This window comes from Nonomuraea harbinensis (genome assembly GCF_019396385.1).
Classification (GTDB): domain Bacteria; phylum Actinomycetota; class Actinomycetes; order Streptosporangiales; family Streptosporangiaceae; genus Nonomuraea; species Nonomuraea ferruginea.
Genome location: NZ_JAHKRN010000044.1, coordinates 59,677 through 78,629, shown reverse-complemented (window position 1 = coordinate 78,629; position 18,953 = coordinate 59,677). Strand labels below are relative to the sequence as shown.

Genomic DNA, 18,953 nt, shown 5'->3' with positions numbered 1-18,953 from the left:
GCGTCGCTCCGGCGGCGGCCGCCGCCAGCGCGAGACCGGCGACCCGCCTGCCGGAGCGGATACGGCTTGCAATGTTCATGGGCGATGGTTTCCGTTCATGGTTCATCGATCTGGAAGCGGGCTCTGAAACGCCTCGCGACAGCCGCGAACATACCCTTGCCGCGAAGCAGGACTATCTCGCCACTCAGCAATACCGGTTCAAAAAAACGCCATTCTAGGGAACCAAAAAGAAGGCGACCCAAAATGTCCGAATTTGTCCTGGCCTGCTCTTTACAGAATGAGACCCTCCGGCGGGATCACCATTTCCTAACAAGGGATACGTTAACTCCGTGATCAACGCCTGCCGCATTCTCGCGCTCGTCCTGTGCCTCGCTCTCCCGACGGCCGCCCCTTTCATCTCCCCGGCGGCGGCCGACGACGGCTGGGGCGAGGACGAGGAGATCGACCTGCGGCCCGGAGACCGCGGCGAGGACGTCAGGTGGCTCCAGCAGCGGCTGCGCCAGATGGGCTACCTGTTCACCAAGGCGACCGGCAGCTACGACAAGGACACCCGCTTCGCGGTGTGGGCGTTCAGGAAGAGCCAGGGCATGCAGGCCGCGAACATCGTCGACACCGACGTGTGGCGGAGGCTGACCCGGCCCAGGAAGGTGCGCCCGCTGGTGAAGACCGGGTCGGCCAACCGGGTCGAGATCGACCTGCGCCGCCAGCTCCTGACCGTCTACCGCCGCGGCCGGCCGGTGCTCATCTCGCACACCTCGACGGGCGCCGGGGTGCGGTTCTGCCAGGGCGGCCGCTGCCGCGTCGCCATCACCCCGATCGGCGACTTCCGCGTCTACAAGCGCGCGCCCGGCTGGACGACGGGCCCGCTGGGCTCGATGTACAACTCGCTGTACTTCGTGGGCGGGGTGGCGATCCACGGCGGCCGGAAGGTGCCGTCGTGGCCCGGCTCCCACGGCTGTGTGCGCCTCCCCATGTCGATAGCCGACCGTCTCTACCGGATGGTGACCATCGGGGAGCCGGTGTACGTCAGGCAGGGCCACAAGCTGAAGGGCTAGGCCGCCGCGCCGAAAACCCGTCGAGGGGCGCGGGACCGGCGATTACCGTGTGCCGGATGGACACGGAACGCTTCATCCTGCGCCCCTTCACGATGGACGACGCCGGCGAGCTCGTCCGCCTGCACAACGACCGCGACGTCATGCGCTTCCTCAACGGCGGCAGGCCGACGCCGCGCGAGACGATCGTGCGCGAGACGCTCCCCCGGTTCATGGCGTCGGGGTTCTTCGCCGCCGAGGAGCGGCGCACCGGCGCCTTCATCGGCTGGTTCCACCTGCGGCCGGGCGGCGAGGGCGAGCTGGAGCTGGGTTACCGGCTGCGCCGGGAGTCCTGGGGACGCGGGTACGCGACCGAGGGGTCGCTGCGGCTGATCGAGCGGGCGTTCGCCGAGCTGGGCGCGCGCCGCGTCTACGCCCAGACGATGGCGGTGAACCTGGGTTCGCGCCGGGTCATGGAGAAGTGCGGGCTGCGGCACGTACGCACCTTCTGGGAGGACTGGGAGGACCCGATCGACGGCGCGGAGCAGGGCGAGGTCGAGTACGAGCTGCTCCGGGAGGAGTGGGAGGCGCGACACCACCTGGTGTACTGGTCTGACCAGTGACTAAGGTGCTGCCATGAAGGCATACGAGGGGTTGTTCCGCCTGGACGGGCGGCGTGCGGTGGTCATCGGGTCGGGCAGCGGCATCGGCAGGGAGGCGGCGCTGGCGCTGGCCGCGCACGGCGCGACGGTGGTGTGCGCGGACCGCGACCTGCCCTCCGCCGAGGAGACGGCGTCCCGCTGCGGCGGCACGTCCCTGGCGCTCGACGTGCTGGACGGCGCGGCCGTGCACGCCGCGGGCGCCGAGCTTGAGGCGGACGTGGTGGTGTTCACCGCGGCCACCAACGTGCGCAAGCGGCTGCTGGACTACACGGCCGAGGAGTTCCAGCGGGTCGTCGACCTCAACCTGAAGGCCTCGTTCGAGGTGGTCCGCGCGTTCGGCGCGGGCATGGTGGCGCGCGGCCGCGGGTCCATCATCGGCTTCGCCTCCATCCGCGCCGCCGTCACCGAGCCCGGCCAGGGCGTCTACTCGGCCACCAAGGCCGGGCTGGTGCAGCTGCTGCGCACCGCGGCGGCCGAGTTCGGGCCGCACGGCGTGCGCGTGAACGCGATCGCGCCCGGCGTGGTGGAGACGCCGCTCACCAAGCAGATCAAGGACGACCCCGGCTGGTACGGGGCGTACGCGGCCAAGAGCGCGCTGGGCCGCTGGGCCACCGCCGGGGAGCTGGCGGGCGCGGTCGTCTACCTGGCCGGCGACGCCGCCAGCTTCGTGACCGGCTCGGTGCTGTACGTCGACGGCGGCTGGACGGCGGTGGACGGCCGCTTCGACCCGCCCAACTGACGGCGGACCAGGAGCCCGCCGGACGCCTGTCATCCGTCCTCAGGGGCGGATGATGGCCATCCGGGTCACGGTGAGCTCCTCGATCGCGAACCGCGGGCCCTCCCGGCCGACGCCGGAGTCCTTGACGCCCCCGTACGGCATGTTGTCGGCGCGGAAGCCCGGCACCTCGTTGACCACCACTCCCCCGGCCTCGATCCGCTCGATCGCGGCGAAGGCGGTGGCCAGCGAGCGGGTGAACACGGAGGCGTGCAGCCCGTACCGGGAGGCGTTGACCGCGGCGAAGGCGGCCTCCAGGTCGGGCACCGGGCGCACGCACACGACGGGACCGAAGATCTCCTCGTCCCAGGCGGCGGCCCCGTCGGGCACGCCGGCCAGCAGCGTGGGCGCGATGGCGCGGCCGTCGCGCACGCCGCCCGTCACCACCTCGGCCCCGGAGGAGGCGACCCAGTCGAGCACCCGGTCGGAGGCGGCCGGGTCGATGAGCGGCGCCACCCGGGTCTCGGGCAGCCGCGGGTCGCCCACCACCACGTCCTTCATCCGTGCGGCCAGCAGCTCCCGGAACCGCGCCGCCACCGGCTCCTCGACGAGCACCCGCTGCACCGAGATGCACGCCTGGCCGGAGGCGTAGTAGCCGCCGCGCACCACCGCGTCGGCGGCGGCCTCCAGGTCGGCGTCGGCGGCCACCACGAGGGCGGCGTTCGAGCCGAGTTCGAGCAGCACCTTCGTGGGGGCGGCGTTGCGGGCGATGGCGTGCCCGGCCGCGGCCGAGCCGGTGAACGAGACGGCGCCGATCCGCCGGTCCTCGACCAGCGTCCGGCCCACCTCGACGTCGCCGGTGACGAGCTGCACCGCCGCCGGCGGCAGCGCGCCGGACTCGCGCAGCAGGTGCACCAGCCAGAGCGTGGCCAGCGGCGTCGCCGGGGCGGGCTTGACGATCACCGGGCACCCCGCGGCCACCGCGGGCGCGATCTTGTGGGCGGCCAGCAGCAGCGGGTAGTTGAACCCGGTGATGCCGACCACCACCCCGATCGGCCGCCGCGTCCAGAACCCGATCAGGCCCTCCCCCGCGGGCAGCAGGTCCAGCGGCACGGTCTCGCCGTGCAGCCTGGCCACCTCCTCGGCGGCCGTGACCAGCGTGACCAGGGTGCGCGCCACCTCGACCCGGCAGTCGACGAGCGGCTTGCCGGTCTCCAGCACGAGCAGCCGCTCGACCTCCTCGCGCCGCTCGGCCAGCGCGTCGTGCGCGGCCATGAGGGCGCGGCGGCGGGCGTGCGACGGCAGCGCCGCCATCGCGGGCGCGACCGCGAGCGCTTCCTCGACCGCCCGCGCGGCCAGCTTCGCGTCCCCGACGGGGGCGGGCATCACCACCGAGCCGTCGTACGGGAAGATCACGTCGGCTTCGGCGGCCGGTTCGACCCATCCGTCGCCGATGGGCAGCCCGGACGGCCACGCATCCTGATATTTCACGCTTTGATCCCCCTTGGTGTGCTTCATGACGTACGCATCGCGCTCGGGAACACGTCGAGATAGGCCGGCGCGCCCTCCCTGCCGGTGGCGGCCAGCACGGCGTGCGCCACGGCCCGGCTGAACACGTCGGCCCCGGCGGCGAGCAGATCGTGCAGCTCGGCGCCCGGCGGTTCGTCCTCCCCGGCCCGCTCCCCGAACACCCGCTGCTCGCCCCCCGGCTCGGGCAGGGCGCAGGTGGCGACGGCGAAGATCGTGTCGCCGTCGACCATGGTGTGCGCGGGACGGATGGCGCGGGCCAGGCCGTCGTGCGCGACGGCGGCCAGCTTGGCGCACTGCGCCTTGGTGAGCGTCAGGTCGGTGGCGACGACGCCGATCGTGGTGTTCAGCGAGGTCACCCCGGACGGCCGCCACGCGGCGGTCTCCTCGGCGCTCGGCTCCCGCAGGTGGTCGAACTCGCCGGGCAGCCCGTACCTGGCCCCGGCCAGGGCGCCGCTTCCTGGATCGAGGACCGATCCGGCGGCGTTCACCACAGCCAGCGCGGCGACGGTGGCCCCGGAGGGCAGGACCACGCTCGCGGTCCCCACCCCGCCGGCCAGCCCTCCGGCCACCGCACCCGCGCCCGCGCCGACGGACCCGCTCACATGCCCCGCCGCGCTCTCCCCGCACGCCCCTCCAGACGCGGCGCCCGCCTCGCCATCGGCGGCCGAGGCCGGGGTGAAGGAGCCCCGCGCGGACACAGCAGCGCCGCCTGACGCGACGTACGGACCACCGGCGGGGCCGGCAGGCGCGACACCGCTCGTACCGGCCGGCTCGACGTCGGCGGCCGAGGAGGCCCGCGCGGAGGGAGAAGCGCCGGGCGCGGCGTGCAGGGTGCCGTGGCCCGTGACGGGGGCGGCCGGGCGGGCCGGCGTGACGCCGGTGGCCGGGGTCGCCGTGAGAGAGGGAGCGGGGTGGAGTGCGGCGTCGTGGGCGGCTTCGCCGAAGGCGGCGTCCGGGGTGGCGCGGAAGGCGCCGCCGCGGCCGAGGTCGTAGATGACGGCGGCGGGGACGATGGGGACGACGCCGCCCTCGACGGGGAAGCCGACGCCGGCGTCGGCGAGGCGGGACATGACGCCGCAGGCCGCGCTGAGGCCGTACGCGCTGCCGCCGGTCAGGACGATGGCGTGGACGCGTTCCACGAGGTTGCGCGGGTCGAGGAGCTCGGTCTCGCGGGTGCCGGGGGCGGCGCCGCGGACGTCGACCCCGGCGACCATGCCGCCCGAGGGGGCCAGCACGACGGTGGTCCCGGTCCGGTAGCCGCCGCCCGCCCTGTGGTGGTGGCCGACGCGCAGGCCGGCCACGTCCAGCAGGGAGTTGGTGGCACCCGGTGTCACGTCAGGTTCCGGGTGAGGAAGCGCCTGGCCGCCTCGGCGAACACCCGGGTGCAGCGGACGATCTCGTCCACCTCGACGTACTCGTCCGCCTGGTGGGCGATCCACTTGCCGCCCGGACCGTACACGACGGACGGGACGCCGCCCCAGTGGGTGAGCACGGTGCCGTCGGTGGAGCCGGGGACGCCGCCGTAGACGGGCTCCTCACCGGTGACGTCGCGGTGCGCGGCGGCCAGCGCGGCCACCACCGGGTCGGAGACGGGCACGTCCACCGGCGGCCGGTCCACCAGGATGCTCACCTCGGACGCGATCCCGTCCCAGGCGGCCAGCTCGGCCACCCGGCCGGCCACGTCCTGGTGGCCGACGCCGGGGATGGTGCGCACGTCGACGAAGACGGACGCGGTGGCGGGGATGACGTTGACCTGCTCCTCGCTGCCGGCCCGGACCACGGTCGGGGTCACGTACACCTCGCCCAGGTGCTCGTGGGCGGGGAAGCGCTTCTGCAGCTCGGCCTGGAGCTCGCGCAGGCCGGTGAGCAGCGCGCCGACGGCCTGGACGGGGTTGCGGCCGTGCTGCGGCATCGCGCCGTGCGCCATCTTGCCGGTGAAGTCGACGCGCAGCCGCAGCGCGCCCTTGGCGACGGCGCAGATCTCGCCGGCCTCGGGCTCGGCCACGATGGCGCCGTCGACGTCGGCGGCCAGGCCCTGGTCGACGAAGTGGTGGGCGCCGATCATGAGCCCTTCCTCGTCGGCCAGCGCGCACACCTTGATCCGGCCCGGGAACGGTCCAGCGAGCTGCAGCGCGCGGGTGGCGTAGAGCGTGGCGGCCAGGCCGGACTTCATGTCGGCGCTGCCGCGCCCCCACAGCTTGCCGTCGCGGATCTCGCCGCCGAACGGGTCCACGGTCCACTCCGACAGGTCGCCTTCGGTGACGACGTCGGTGTGGCCCTCGAACATCAGGGTGGGCCCGTCGCCGCCGCCGCCCTCGACCACGGCGACCACGTTCGGCCTGCCGGGGGCGGCCTCGTACACGACCGGCTCCCAGCCCCACTCGCGCATCCTGGCGGCCACCAGGTCGGCGGCGGGCTGCTCGTCGCGGCCGCGCGCCGGGTCGTTGGTGCTCGGGACGCGGACCAGCGCCCGGGTGAACTCGACGACGCCCTGCGCGTCCACTTCGATCACAGCAATCCCTCCAGGGTGGGTACGGCCTGCAGCAACGCCCGTGTGTAGGGGTGGCTCGGCTCGATCCAGATGTCGTCGACGGCGCCGGTCTCCACGATCTCACCGTCGTTCATGACGGCGACCGTCTCGCACACGTGGCGGACGACGGACAGGTCGTGCGAGACGAAGACGAGGGTGAGGCCGTGCTCGTCGACGAGGTCGGCCATCAGGTTGAGTATCTGCCCGCGTACGGACACGTCGAGCGCGCTGACGGGCTCGTCGGCGACGAGCACCTTGGGCCGGGGGGCGAGCGCGCGGGCGATGGCGATGCGCTGGCGCTGGCCGCCGGAGAACTGGTGCGGGTAGCGGTCGGCGGCGGAGGCGGGCAGCCCGACCTCGTCGAGCAGCTCGGCCACCCGGCCGCCGACGGGCTCGCCGAGCGCGACGAGCGGCTCGGCGACCAGGTCGCGGACGCGCATGCGCGGGTCGAGCGAGCTCATCGGGTCCTGGAACACGATCTGCAGGCTGTGGCGCAGGAAGCGCAGCCGCCGTTCGGGCAGGCCGGTGATCTCCTGGCCGTCGAACCGGATGGAGCCGGCGGTGGGCTTGTCGAGCCCGCACAGCAGCCGCAGCAGCGTGGACTTGCCGGAGCCGGACTCGCCGACGATGCCGAACCGCTCGCCCTTGTGCACGGTCAGCGACACGCCGCGCAGCGCGTGCACGGCTCCGCCCGGCTTGGTGAGCGAGGTGCGGGGCCGTTGGTAGACGCGGGTGAGGTGGCTAACCTCGATCAGCGGGGTGCCAGCATGCGTGGGCATGGCCCTCTCCTGTCAGCGCCGGGACTTTCTCACACGTCACGTCGGCGTGCGGGCAGCGGTTGCGGAAGACGCATCCGCCGGGGAACCGGCCGGCGGGCGGGACGCTGCCCTTGATCGTGGGCAGGCGGGTGCCGCGCGGCGTCAGCTTGGAGGCGGCCAGCAGGCCTTCGGTGTAGCGGTGGCGGGGCCTGGTGAACACCTCGCGGATCGGGCCGCTCTCCACGACGCGTCCCCCGTACATGACCAGGACGCGCTCGCAGACGGAGGCGACCACGGCCAGGTCGTGGGTGATGAACAGCAGCGCGGGCGCCACCTCGGCGATGAGGTCGAGCATCTGCTTCTGCACGGTGACGTCGAGCGCGGTGGTGGGCTCGTCGCAGATGAGCAGCTCGGGCTCGTTGGCGAGGGCGATGGCGAGCATGACGCGCTGGCGCTGGCCGCCGGAGAGCTGGTGCGGGTAGGCGCGCGCGACCTGTTCGGGGCTGGGCAGGCGGACCCGGCCGAGCAGCTCGACGGCGCGGGCGCGGGCCCGCTCGCGTGGCTTCCCGTGCAGGGTCATGACCTCGGCGACCTGGGCGCCGACCCGCATGAGCGGGTTGAGCGCGGTCATCGGCTCCTGGAACACCATGGACATGGCCCGGCCGCGCAGGTCCTTCAGCCGCGACTCGGGCACGCCGACCAGGTCGCGGTCGCGCAGGCGGGCCCGCCCGGCGGCGGTGACGCCCTCGGGCAGCAGGCCCATCAGCGACAGCGCGGTCAGCGACTTGCCGGAGCCGGACTCGCCGATGAGGCCGACCCGCTCGCCGGGCCCGATCCGGAACGACACGTCGTGCACGAGCTCGGCCGCGTGCGCCCGCACGGTGAGGCCCTCAACGCTCAGCACGGATCCTCCTGAGCTTGGGGTCGAGGTAGTCGCGCAGGCCGTCGCCGAGCAGGTTGAAGCCGAGCACGGCCAGCGCGATGGCCAGGCCGGGCCACAGGGCCAGGCGCGGCGTGGAGAACAGCAGCTCCTGCGACTCCTGCAGCATGCGCCCCCACGACGGGGTGGGCGGGCGGGTGCCGAAGCCGAGGAACGACAGCGCGGCCTCGGCCAGGATGGCGATGGCGAACGACACCGACGCCTGCACGATCAGCATCGAGCCGATGTTCGGCAGCACGTGCCGGAACGCCACGGGAAGGCGGCGGCGGCCGGCGGCGCGGGCGGCGAGGATGTAGTCGGTCACCATGACCTGCATGGTCGCGGCGCGGGCGACCCGGGCGAAGGCGGGCACCGTCGCCACCCCGATGGCGATCATCGCGGTGAGCGTGCCGGCCCCGTACACGGCGCCGAGCATGACGGCCAGCAGCAGCGCGGGGAACGCGAACACCAGGTCGTTGGCCCGCATGACGAGCTCCGACAGCCAGCGCCAGCGGGTCATGCCGGCGATCACGCCGAGCGGCGTGCCGATCAGCGCGGCGATGCCGACGGCCACGATGCCGACGTAGAGGGTGGTGCGCGCGCCCACCATGAGCTGGCTGAAGGTGTCGCGGCCGAACTTGTCGGCGCCCAGCAGGTAGCCGTCGCCGGGGCCGTGCAGCTTGTTGCCCGCGTCGACGAGCACCGGGTCGTGCGGCGTCCACACGAACGACACCAGCGCCATCGCCACGACCAGCCCGACGAGGACGGCGCCGCTGACGAGGCTCGCGTTCAGCCGGCCCTTCATCGTGCCCCCCGCAGCCGGGGGTCGAGCGCCGCGTAGGCCACGTCGACCAGGAAGTTGATCAGCAGGACGGCCAGCACCAGGACCATGACGACGCCCTGGACGAGCAGCAGGTCGCGGCCCGCGACGGCGTTCAGCAGCAGGTCGCCCAGGCCGGGGATGACGAACACCCGCTCCACCACGACCGCGCCGATGAGCAGCGTGGCCAGTTGCAGGCCGAGCACGGTCACCACCGGGACGGAGGCGTTGCGCAGCCCGTGCCGCCACAGCGCGCCCATCCGGCCGCGTCCCTTGGCGCGGGCGGTGCGCAGGAAGTCCTCGCGCATCACGTCCAGCACGGCGGAGCGGACGTAGCGGGTGAGCACCGCGCCCTGCACGAGGCCGAGCGACAGCCACGGCAGCAGCAGGCCGCGGAACCACTCGACGGGGTCCTCGGCCAGCGGCACGTAACCGCCCGACGGCAGCACCTGGGCCTGCACCGCGAACACGAACACCAGCAGGATGCCCGCCAGGAACGCCGGGATCGCGATGCCCACCTGGCTGAAAGCGCTGATGGCGACGCCGAGCGGGTTGCGGTGGTGCACGGCGGCGAACGTGCCGGCCGGCACCGCGATCAGCAGGGCCACGAGCATGCCGCCGCCCACCAGCACGGCGGTGACGCCCAGCCGGTCGTTGATCTGCTCCCCGATCGGGGAGCTGGTCACGTACGAGGTGCCGAAGTCGCCGGTGGCCAGCCCGCCGAACCAGTCGAAGAACTGGGCCGCCGCCGGCCGGTCCGTGCCGAACTGCTTGCGCAGCTCGGCCACCGCCTCGGGGGTCGCGTTCACGCCCAGCGCCACCTCGGCGGGGTCGCCCGGCAGCACGGCCATGAACGAGAACACCAGCACACCGGCGACCGCGGCGCTCAGGACGAACACCGCGGCCCTCTTCAGCAGGTACAGGATCACTGCTTGGCGAGACCGGTGAAGTCGAAGGACTCGGAGATGGCGTTCTTCGGCAGGCCGGTCACGCCCTTCTTCGCCACGATCAGGTTCGGGAAGCCGAACAGGAAGTCGGCCGCGGCGTCCTCGGACAGCAGCTTGGCCGCCGCCTTGTAGTTGTCGGTCTGCTCCTGCTCGGTGCCCTCGTCGGCGGCGGCGAGCAGCTTGCCGAACTCGGGGTTGTCGTAGCGGAAGTAATAGGACTTGTCGGCGAAGATGCGGATGTCGCGAGGCTCGACGTGGTTGATGATCGACAGGTCGTAGTCGGCCTTGGTGAACACCGAGTCCAGCCAGCGGGCCGGGAACTCCAGCGGCTCGATCTCGGCGTTGATGCCGACCTGGGCCAGCTGCGACTTGACGACCTGCGCGCTGGCGACCGCGTACGGCAGGTTCGGGATGCGCATCTTCACGTCGTACGTCTTGCCGCCCAGCAGTTCCTTGGCCTTGGCGACGTCGTACGGGTAGTCGCCGGTGCGGTCCTCGTACCACGGGTCGGTCGGCGGCACCATCGAGCCGATCAGCTGGCCGCGCCCGGCCCAGGCGGTGTCGAGCAGCGCCCGGTGGTCGATGGCGTGGCGGACGGCCTGGCGCACCTTCTTGTCGTCGAACGGCGGCCGGCCGTTGTTCATGGACAGCACGACCTCGCCGTTGGTGGTGCCCTCGATGGTCTCGAACCGGTTGGGGTCGGCGAACTGCTGCAGCGACTCGGGCGCCTGGACCGCGGAGATGACGTCGATGCCGCCGGTCAGCAGCGCGTTGTTCATCGCCGTGGCGTCCTTGAAGTACTTCAGCGTCACGGACCCGATCTGCGGCTTGGTGCCCCAGTAGCCGTCGTTGGAGTCGAGGCGGATGTGGTCGCCGCGCCGCCACTCGCCCAGCTTGTACGGGCCGGTGCCGACAGGGGTGTTGGCCAGGTCGGAGACGCCGGTGCGGCTGAACATCGCGCCGAGCCGGGTGGCGATCGTGTAGAGGAAGCTGTTGCTCGGCTTGGAGAGCGTGACGACCGCGGTGGCGTCGTCCTTCTTCTCCACCTTCTCCACCACGTCGAGCTGGGAGGTGATCTTCAGCTTCCAGTCGCTCTTCAGCCGCTCGAACGAGAAGACCACGTCGTCGGCGGTGAAGGCCGCGCCGTTGGTGAACTTCACGTCAGGCCGCAGGGTGAAGGTGTAGGTCTTCAGATCGTCCGAGACCTCCCACTTCTCGGCCAGCAGCGGGACGATCTTGCCGTCCTGGTCGAGCTTGACCAGGCCCTCGTAGACGTTCACCAGCAGCGCCTGCGGGATGGCGGCGCCCTCGGTCGAGGTGAAGTCGAGGTTGGCCGGCTCGGCCACGAACCCGACCGACAACGTCTGCGCCTGGGGGGCCTGCTGCTCGCCGCCCGCGGTCTCGGATCCGCCGCCTCCGCCGCAGGCGGCGATGCTCAACAGGAGACCGCCCGCGGCGATCCAGGTCCCGATTCGCCTCATGTCCTTCAGCCTCCTGGCTAGTGCACTGGTCTGACCAGTAGGCTGCACATTGCCAGTCCGCTACGGCTCAGGTCAAGGGGGCTTCAATGGGTGGTCCACGGTTCGAGCCGGTGCGGACCGTACGCGCTTACGAGCGGATCGTGGAGCAGATCGAGGAGGCCGTCGAGACGGGGGCGCTCACGCCGGGCCAGCGGCTGCCGAGCGAGCGCGATCTCATGGCGCAGTTCTCGGTGAGCCGCTCCACGGTGCGTGAGGCGCTGCGCGTGCTGCAGGCGCGCGGGCTGGTCCAGTCGCGGCCCGGGGATCCCAACGGCGCCGAGGTGCAGCCGTTCTCGCCCGCCGCGCTGCACAAGTCGATGACCACGCTCGCCCGGGTGGACGAGCTGTCGCTGGGCGAGCTGGTGCAGTTCAGGATGGTGCTGGACGCGTCGGCCAACCTGCTCGCGGCGCGGCTGCGCACCGACGAGCAGCTCGCCGAGATGGACGCGGCCATCGAGCGGATGCGCCGGGCCGCCGAGGTCAGCTACGACGAGTTCAGCGCCGCCGACGTGGCCTTCCACGACGCGGTGGCGCGGGCCTCGCGCAACAAGCTCATCGAGATCAGCACCGGCGTGGTCCGCTCGATCGTGCTCAACCTGATAGCGGGCAAGATCGCCTCGTCGGACGACCGGGTGGCGCTCATGCGGCGCAGCATCCGGCACCACGAGGAGGTGCTCGACGCCGTGCGCGCCGGCGACGGGCCGCTGGCGGCCCGGCTGTCGCGGGAGACGATGTACGACTACTACGTCGACTACGTCCCGGCCGACGAGCGCCCCGCGCTGCGCGCACTGCTGGAAGAGTGAATGGTGCCGGCGGCGCAATCCGGGTAAAGAGTGTTATGTTGCAGCCGTGGCTGGGGAGGAGTCGGTGGCCGAGGCGTTCCTGCGCGAGCCCCGCCGCTACACCAGCCACCAGGTGGCCGAGATGGCAGGGGTGCCGGTCTACCGCGCGCGGCGGTTCTGGCGGGCGCTCGGCTTCGCGAACGTGGCCGACGACGCGGTGGAGTTCACCGACTCCGACGTCGAGGCGCTCAGGACCCTGCTCGGCATGGTCAGCGACGGCCTCTACGACGAGGAGCACATGCTGCTGATCGCCCGCTCACTCGGGCGGGCGACGGCCCGGCTGGCCGAGTCGCAGGCCGAGCTGGGCGCCGAGGAGCTCGACCAGGCGGGGGTGCCGCTGGCCGAGCGGCCCAGGGCGTGGCGCCGGCGGGCCGAGCGGGTGGTGCCCGACCTGACCGGGCTGCTGGTCTACGCCTGGCGGCGCCAGCTCGCCGCCGCAGCGGGACGGCTCGCCGTCCAGGACCTCAGCGCCGTACGGGTCACGGTCGGGTTCGCCGACCTGGTCGGGTTCACCAGGCTGAGCAGGCAGATCACCGAGACCGAGCTGGCCGCGCTGGTCGACAGGTTCGAGGGCCGCTCGGCCGACATCGTCACCTCCCACGGCGGCCGGGTGGTCAAGACGCTGGGCGACTCGGTGCTGTTCGTGGCGGACAAGTCGCACGTGGCCGCCGACATCGGGCTGCGGCTGGTGGAGACGCACGCCAAGGGCCGGGGCATGCCGGAGCTGCGAGTGGGCCTGGCGGCCGGGCCGGTGGTGTGGCGCATGGGCGACGTCTTCGGCACGACCGTCAACCTGGCCAGCCGCCTGACCGCGCTGGCCCTGCCGGGGACGATCCTGGCGGACCCGCAGGCGGCCGAGGAGCTGGAGGACGACCGGGCGTTCCAGCTCAGGGCGGTGGACCGGCTGTCGGTCCGGGGTCTCGGCGAGCTGGTCCCGTTCACCGTGACCCGCGCCTGAGCGCCGCCGGGCAACCGGGTCGTCGTCCCATCGCGTCTGTACCGTCAGCAACGCTCTGGTGGGGAGGCGCATCCCGTGGCGGATAGAGCCATATTTCAGGACTTCGTGGTGGCCCGGTCCGACCGGCTGTTACGCACCGCGTACCTGCTGACCGGCGACTGGGGCCTCGCCGAGGACCTGCTGCAGGAGTCGCTGACCAAGGCGTGGTTCGCCTGGCCGCGGGTGGACGAGCCGGAGCCGTACGTCCGCCGCGTCCTGGTCACCACCTACACCTCCTGGTGGCGCCGCAGGTGGCGGGCCGAGGTGCCCAGCGCGAGCCTGCCGGACTTCCCCGTACGGGATGACGACGCCGGGGAGCGGGCGGAGCTGTGGCGCGCGGTGCGCGGGCTGCCCTTCTCCGGCGAATCCGTCGCGCCACGAGCAGGTCCTGGCGCGCGTCCGCAGGGCCCGCCTGGGCAGACGGGTGACGGCCGGCGTGGCGGCGGGGGCGGCGGTGGCCGCCGCCGTGGTGCTGGGTGCGGCGGTCATGCCCGGCCCGGCGGAGCCGGAGACCACCGTCGCCGTGCGGCCGGCGGCGAAGCTGCCCGAGCGGTTCACCGCCCCGGACGGCACCGCGTACCGGCGCGTGGCGGTCACCACGATCCGGGCGGGCGGCGCGGACCGGGCGACGGTGCGGGTGCCGGTCACCGGCGAGCGGCTCGACGTGGCGGCCGTGTGCGAGGGCGACCTCCAGGTGAACACCGGCGTGCGCGTCGCGGTCGACGGCCGCTCCAGCGGCCCCGGCTTCGGCCGCTGCTCGGCCAATCGGGCGCTCCAGCCGCTCACGGTGCCCACCGGCGCCCGGGAGGTGAGCGTCACCTTCGACACGACCACAGCCGGCACGGCCTGCGTGGTGCAGGGCGGGACGTGCCGGCCCGTGCCGCGGACCGAGGGCACCTGGACGCTGGGCGTCTACGCCTGGACGCCGCCGGACGCGCCCGTGCGGCCGGAGCCGGTCAAGGACCTGCCGGACAGGCTCGGCGGCCGGCCGCTCCTCGACGCGCGGCCCGGGATGTGGCCGGCGGACGACACCGTGCGGTTCGAGTTCGACGCCACCGGTCGGTCCTTCGGCCTCGACCAGATCTGCGCCGGCGACCTCGCCGAGCGGCTCCGGTTCGAGACACGGTCGACGGCGGGGTGGGCCACGGCAGCGGCTGCGGCGTGTGGCGGTCCGGCGTGTTCCCGACGGCGATGAGCGAGCATGAGGCGCGGCCCGGTGAGCGGGTCGTGGTGACCGCGAGGATCACCGTGGACGGCGGCCACCCCGACCGCCCCGTCCGCTGGTCGATCGGGCTCTACGGCGAGTAGGAACCATTTCCCGCCCGCCCTTGTTGCACCGGGATATGACACCGCTCTCGATCCTCGACCGTTCGCTGGTCCGGCAGGGGCAGTCGCCCGCGTCGGCGCTGCGCGACACCGTGCGCTTCGCCCGCGAGGCCGAAAAGCTCGGCTACCACCGGTTCTGGGTGTCGGAGCACCACAGCGTCCCCGGTGTGGCGGGGTCGGCGCCGACCGTGCTGGCGGCGGCCGTCGCGGCGGCCACCTCCCGCATCAGGGTGGGCACCGGCGGCGTGATGCTGCCCAACCACCGGCCGCTGGTGGTGGCCGAGCAGTTCGGCGTGCTGGAGTCGCTGCACCCGGCGCGGATCGACATGGGCCTGGGGCGGTCGGTGGGGTTCACCGGCGGCATCCGCAAGGCTCTCGGCCAGGGCAGGGAGGCCGCCGACGGGTTCTCCGGGCAGCTGGCGGAGCTGCTCGGCTTCTTCACCGGCGCCCAGGACGCGTACCCGGGGGTGCACGCGCTGCCGGCGGAGGGCCTGCGCCCGCAGGTGTTCGTGCTGGCCATGGGCGCGGGCGCGGACCTCGCCGCCGCACACGGCCTCCCCCTGGTGATCGGCGGCGGAGCCCCGGCCGGGGCCGCCGCCCGTTACCGGGCCGCGTTCCGGCCGTCGGAGTGGAGCGCGGTGCCGTACGTGATGGTGGCGGCGAACATCGCGGTCGGCGAGACCGCCGAGCGGGCGGCGCTGCTGCAGGTGCCGGAGGCGTGGTCGACGGCGCACTCGCGGGTCCGCGGCGTGTTCCCGCCGCTGCGCCCGCCCAGCGAGATCCTGCGGATGGACCTGCCGGAGCGCGAGCGCGCGCTGCTGGAGGACGCCCGCAAGGGCCAGATCAGCGGGACGGCGGACGAGGTCGCGACGCGGCTGCGCGACCTGGTGACGGTGACGGGCGCCGACGAGTTCCTGGTGACGATGAACACCTACGACCTGGACGACCGCCTGGAGTCGTACCGGCGGCTGGCCGCCCTGGCGTGAGAGATGGGCGCCGTCTTCGCGCCCATCTCACCGTACGGCCGTCAGCTGAGCTCCAGGATGAGCGCCAGCTGCGCGATGAGCACGACGGCGACCGTGCCGACGGCGGCGAGCGCGACGACCATGAGGGACGCGCGGAACAGCGCGGTGACGACCTTGCCGAGCCGGCGGACGGCCGAGATCACGGTCCAGCCGGCGAGGACGGCCAGGAGGTAGAGGAGGCCGCGGGCCATCGCGACGCCCTCAGGGCTGGCGATCGTTTCCATGAGTGCGGGAAGGGCAGAGGTGACGAACATGGTGGGGTCCCTGTGGTTCGGCATCGAGGGGCCTTGGAGCGTGCGGCACTCCGGGGAGTGACGCCTGTTCGTGAGGATGCTCGCCCGGGCGGCGCGGTCTCGCCGGAGGGTCTCTGATCGTCATCTGAATCCCCGTCTGAACTTCAGTAAATCTTCAGCCCCTGACTGAAGACTTGCCCTCCCTTTGATGCATTAATCCCTCTCCTGGGTAAGTCGTTGTGGATTAGAATGGCCGCTTCGCCGATGCGGCCCCGAAGTTTCGGCGTTGGCCTGCGTGTATGCCCTCGCCCCCGGCAGTGGGTAGAGGTTTACTTAAGGTGTTGAACCTCGGATGGGGGTGTCCTCATGGCGGATTCCGGCCAGGCCCTAGCGCACCGGCTCCGGCAACTGCGCCTTCAGCAGTGGCCCGGCAGGAGAGTCAAGCAGCCGCAGCTGGCCCAGGCGCTCAACGTCAGCGTGCCCCTCATCTCGTCGTGGGAGAACGAGGGCAACCCCAAGGTGCCGCCGGTCTCCCGCCTGGAGGCCTACGCGCTGATCTTCTGCAGCCGCCGCTCGCTCAGGGACGACGACCTCGTCCCGGTCGCCGAGGACGAGCTGACCGCGGAGGAGTCACAGCTGCGCGACAAGCTCCTGCAGGAGCTGCTCGACCTGCGCTCGGCCGCCCTGGACCAGAGACCGTCGAGCGCGGTCGTCAATCCGTGGCAGTTCGACGACGGCAAGCAGGTCGTCATCGTCTGCGCGCGGCTTCCCGGGGAGTGGCTGGCGCGCATGCCCTACGTCGATCCCGACGACCCGCACCACATCGAGCTCTACACCTACGCCGACCTCGACGCGCTCTTCGAGCTGCACGGCCACATCCGCGCCTTCAACCCTGCCAGCGAGGTCCGCCGCCACACCCCGGACGAGCTGGAGCCGGACGACCTCACCTCACATCTGGTGCTGCTCGGCGGCGTCGACTGGAACGACCTGACCACCAACGTCTTCCAGGACCTCGGGCTTCCGGTCGAGCAGGTGAACGACTGGGACGGCGAGCACGGCCCCTACTTCTCCTCCTCGGACCGGCGTTTCCATCCCAAGCTGAGCGGCGGGCGGCTGCGCGAGGACGTGGCGCTGTTCTACCGGGGGGAGAACCCCTACAACGCCGAGTGCACGCTCACGATCTGCAACGGCATGTACGGTCGCGGCACGCTCGGGGTGGCGCGGGCCCTGACCGACGTCAAGTTCAGGGACCGCAACACCGCCTGGCTCCAGGAGCGCTTCGGCGGCCACGAGGCCTACGCGCTGCTGAGCAAGGTCCGCGTCGTCAACGGCAAGGTCATCACCCCCGACTGGACGCTCGACGAGCTGAGGCTGGTCGAATGGCCCGGCTGACCTCGCCGGCGTCGCATCACCATCCCTCCCACCGGCATCTGCTCCAGGCGACCGGCGCGCCCGCGGGCATGGCCAGGATCGACGCGATCGTGGTGCCCACCGCCCGCCCGAGCCGTTACCTCCGGCACGCCTCCCATCTGGCGGAGGTCCTGGGCTGCCCGCTGGTCGTGCTGTGCAGCGGCAGGTGGACCAGCGCGGAGCGGGTGCGGGCCGGGGCCGCTCCCGGCGCCGACGTGATCGCCATCGACTTCACGGCGAGGTCGGCGGCGCGGCTGCCCGCGCTCGAGACGTCCACCGCGCTCCCCCCGAGGCTGAGACGGCACACCGACACGGCCGCCAAGCGCAATTTCGCGCTGGCGCTGGCCAGGATGGCCGGCTGGGAGCGCATCGTGTTCCTCGACGACGACATCGAGGTGGGAGCGCCTGACGACCTCCGCAGGGCGGCCGGGCTGCTCGACGACTTCGACGCGGCCGGGCTGTCGATCGGCGGATTCCCGGACAACTCGGTCGTGTGCCACGCCTTCCGCGCCGTCGGCGGGCATCAGGAGACCTTCGTCGGCGGCGGCGCGCTGGTCGTGGAGACGGTGCGCGACGTCGCGTTCTTCCCGGACGTCTACAACGAGGACTGGTTCTATCTGCTGAAAGAGGACGGGCTGCGCCCGCTCGCCGTCACGGGCCTGGTCAAGCAGGCGCCCTACGACCCGTTCCGCACGACCGAGAGGGCCAGGGCGGAGGAGACGGGCGACGTGCTGGCCGAGGGCGTGTTCTGGCTGCTCGACGAGGGCAGGACCCTGCGGGAGGCCGATCTGCGGCATTGGACGGAGTTCCTGGCCAGGCGCCGCCTGTTCATCGAGAGCATCCTCGACCGCCTGCCGCGGGCCCGGGTGAGCCCGGACGAGCGGCGGCGGATGGAAGAGTCGCTCAAGGCCGCGCGCGGGCGGCTGGCCCTGATCAGTCCCGAGCTCTGTCTCGGATATCTCGACAGGTGGCGGGCCGACAGCAAGGTGTGGCGGGAGTTCGTGGAACTGCTGCCCCGCGGCAGGCCCGTCGAGCAGGCGTTGCGTTATCTCGCCACGCCCGGCCGGGGCGCGCCGTGACCCTCGGGCGTAGCTCTTTCATCCTTTTGTGACAGATCACCGCGATAAGCTGGTTGTCCGCCGTTTCGCCGCTTGATTGTAGAAGTCATGCTGCATGTCCGGATCCGAGCTGCCGTGCACGGGGATCTCGTCGCCCTGGTCAACTCCCTCGGGCAGGAGCCGTACTTCCGGGAGCGGCTGGCGAGTCAGCGGGAGAAGCACGGGGTGCTGCTGGTCGCGTGGGACGGGTTCACCCCCATCGGGGACGTGTACCTGTGGCTGGACCCGGCCGAGGAGCCGGAGGTGCGGGAGCGGCTGCCCGGCGTGCCGTTGCTGACCCACCTGGAGGTGGCTCCCGAGCATCGCAACCAGCGGATCGGCACCCGGCTGATGGGCGCCGCCGAGCGGCGGTTACGCGAGCTCGGCCACGACCGGGTGGCACTGGGCGTGGATCCGCGCAACCGCCGGGTGTGGCCGCTCTACAGGCGGCTCGGTTACGTGGAGTGGCCGCATCCTCCTGTGCCGACCACGCGCCGGATCTACCTGCCGGGCGGGCGGGTGGAGCAGGTGCCCGACGTGTGCCGGATTCTGGTGAAAGATCTTCGTGAACCTCGGGCCGGCGAAGGCTAG

At 72.4% G+C, this 18,953-nt stretch carries 20 protein-coding genes and 1 pseudogene; 12 read left to right on the top strand and 9 right to left on the bottom strand.

Annotated features, from left to right (window positions below):
* The 4 genes from KME79_RS33860 to KME79_RS33845 all read left to right on the top strand — a co-directional run.
* Positions 1-218 (top strand): hypothetical protein (locus KME79_RS33860; protein ID WP_219549135.1); only part of this gene is annotated, 218 nt, incomplete at its 5' end.
* A gap of 111 nt (positions 219-329) precedes the next feature.
* Entirely contained in the window at positions 330-1,055 is a 726-nt protein-coding gene (locus KME79_RS33855) for a L,D-transpeptidase family protein (protein ID WP_219549133.1), read from the top strand.
* A gap of 56 nt (positions 1,056-1,111) precedes the next feature.
* The gene (locus KME79_RS33850) at positions 1,112-1,654 is read left to right on the top strand and encodes a GNAT family N-acetyltransferase (RefSeq protein ID WP_219549131.1); all 543 of its coding nucleotides are present in this window, start codon (positions 1,112-1,114) and stop codon (positions 1,652-1,654) included.
* Between the two features lie 13 nt (positions 1,655-1,667).
* Positions 1,668-2,432, top strand: coding sequence for an SDR family NAD(P)-dependent oxidoreductase (locus KME79_RS33845; protein ID WP_219549129.1), 765 nt, complete (start codon positions 1,668-1,670; stop codon positions 2,430-2,432).
* 39 nt (positions 2,433-2,471) lie between these two features.
* Here the strand turns inward: KME79_RS33845 and KME79_RS33840 are convergent, their stop codons facing one another.
* From KME79_RS33840 to KME79_RS33805, 8 genes are read right to left on the bottom strand one after another with little or no spacing between them, the layout of a single operon-like run.
* Complete coding sequence (locus KME79_RS33840; RefSeq protein WP_219549127.1) at positions 2,472-3,899, bottom strand: aldehyde dehydrogenase family protein; 1,428 nt, start codon at positions 3,897-3,899, stop codon at positions 2,472-2,474.
* 23 nt (positions 3,900-3,922) lie between these two features.
* Positions 3,923-5,272, bottom strand: a complete 1,350-nt coding sequence (locus KME79_RS33835) for a P1 family peptidase (RefSeq protein WP_219549125.1) — start codon at positions 5,270-5,272, stop codon at positions 3,923-3,925.
* Positions 5,269-6,450 (bottom strand): M20 family metallopeptidase, encoded by a 1,182-nt coding sequence (locus KME79_RS33830; protein ID WP_308249154.1) that lies wholly within the window; start codon positions 6,448-6,450, stop codon positions 5,269-5,271. The genes KME79_RS33835 and KME79_RS33830 overlap by 4 nt, the downstream gene beginning before the upstream one ends.
* Positions 6,447-7,247: an ATP-binding cassette domain-containing protein gene (locus KME79_RS33825; RefSeq protein ID WP_219549123.1), complete on the bottom strand. Its 801-nt coding sequence runs from the start codon at positions 7,245-7,247 to the stop codon at positions 6,447-6,449. The genes KME79_RS33830 and KME79_RS33825 overlap by 4 nt, the downstream gene beginning before the upstream one ends.
* On the bottom strand, positions 7,210-8,130 hold the full coding sequence (locus tag KME79_RS33820) for an ABC transporter ATP-binding protein (RefSeq protein WP_219549121.1): 921 nt from the start codon (positions 8,128-8,130) through the stop codon (positions 7,210-7,212). Before KME79_RS33820 ends, KME79_RS33825 begins: the two co-directional genes overlap by 38 nt.
* A complete protein-coding gene (locus tag KME79_RS33815) occupies positions 8,117-8,950 on the bottom strand; it encodes an ABC transporter permease (RefSeq protein ID WP_219549119.1) in 834 nt (277 codons plus the stop codon). Before KME79_RS33815 ends, KME79_RS33820 begins: the two co-directional genes overlap by 14 nt.
* Positions 8,947-9,894 (bottom strand): ABC transporter permease, encoded by a 948-nt coding sequence (locus KME79_RS33810; protein WP_219549117.1) that lies wholly within the window; start codon positions 9,892-9,894, stop codon positions 8,947-8,949. Before KME79_RS33810 ends, KME79_RS33815 begins: the two co-directional genes overlap by 4 nt.
* Positions 9,891-11,393, bottom strand: a complete 1,503-nt coding sequence (locus tag KME79_RS33805) for an ABC transporter substrate-binding protein (RefSeq protein ID WP_219549115.1) — start codon at positions 11,391-11,393, stop codon at positions 9,891-9,893. Before KME79_RS33805 ends, KME79_RS33810 begins: the two co-directional genes overlap by 4 nt.
* 86 nt (positions 11,394-11,479) lie before the next feature.
* On the opposite strand from KME79_RS33805, the gene KME79_RS33800 reads away from it, so the two are divergent.
* The 5 genes and pseudogenes from KME79_RS33800 (at position 11,480) to KME79_RS33785 (ending at position 15,583) form a co-directional block, all read left to right on the top strand.
* Positions 11,480-12,235 (top strand): FadR/GntR family transcriptional regulator, encoded by a 756-nt coding sequence (locus KME79_RS33800; protein WP_148032128.1) that lies wholly within the window; start codon positions 11,480-11,482, stop codon positions 12,233-12,235.
* Positions 12,236-12,281: 46 nt separating this feature from the next.
* On the top strand, positions 12,282-13,232 hold the full coding sequence (locus KME79_RS33795; protein WP_261808617.1) for an adenylate/guanylate cyclase domain-containing protein: 951 nt from the start codon (positions 12,282-12,284) through the stop codon (positions 13,230-13,232).
* 75 nt (positions 13,233-13,307) lie between these two features.
* Positions 13,308-13,469: pseudogene (locus KME79_RS47205) on the top strand (sigma factor); the annotation flags it as partial.
* 226 nt (positions 13,470-13,695) lie between these two features.
* The gene (locus KME79_RS45615) at positions 13,696-14,466 is read left to right on the top strand and encodes a hypothetical protein (RefSeq protein WP_246640876.1); all 771 of its coding nucleotides are present in this window, start codon (positions 13,696-13,698) and stop codon (positions 14,464-14,466) included.
* Positions 14,467-14,614: 148 nt separating this feature from the next.
* Positions 14,615-15,583 (top strand): MsnO8 family LLM class oxidoreductase, encoded by a 969-nt coding sequence (locus KME79_RS33785; protein ID WP_219549111.1) that lies wholly within the window; start codon positions 14,615-14,617, stop codon positions 15,581-15,583.
* Between the two features lie 41 nt (positions 15,584-15,624).
* On the opposite strand, the gene KME79_RS33780 is transcribed toward KME79_RS33785, so the two are convergent.
* Positions 15,625-15,876 (bottom strand): hypothetical protein, encoded by a 252-nt coding sequence (locus tag KME79_RS33780; RefSeq protein WP_148032132.1) that lies wholly within the window; start codon positions 15,874-15,876, stop codon positions 15,625-15,627.
* A 345-nt stretch (positions 15,877-16,221) separates the two neighbouring features.
* Here KME79_RS33780 and KME79_RS33775 point away from each other — a divergent pair, with 345 nt between their 5' ends.
* The 3 genes from KME79_RS33775 (at position 16,222) to KME79_RS33765 (ending at position 18,953) form a co-directional block, all read left to right on the top strand.
* Positions 16,222-17,247 carry a helix-turn-helix domain-containing protein gene (locus KME79_RS33775; RefSeq protein WP_148032133.1) on the top strand — a complete coding sequence of 342 codons (1,026 nt, stop codon included), beginning with the start codon at positions 16,222-16,224 and terminating at the stop codon, positions 17,245-17,247.
* Complete coding sequence (locus tag KME79_RS33770) at positions 17,235-18,344, top strand: hypothetical protein (RefSeq protein WP_148032134.1); 1,110 nt, start codon at positions 17,235-17,237, stop codon at positions 18,342-18,344. Before KME79_RS33775 ends, KME79_RS33770 begins: the two co-directional genes overlap by 13 nt.
* Positions 18,345-18,431: 87 nt before the next feature.
* The gene (locus KME79_RS33765) at positions 18,432-18,953 is read left to right on the top strand and encodes a GNAT family N-acetyltransferase (RefSeq protein WP_219549109.1); all 522 of its coding nucleotides are present in this window, start codon (positions 18,432-18,434) and stop codon (positions 18,951-18,953) included.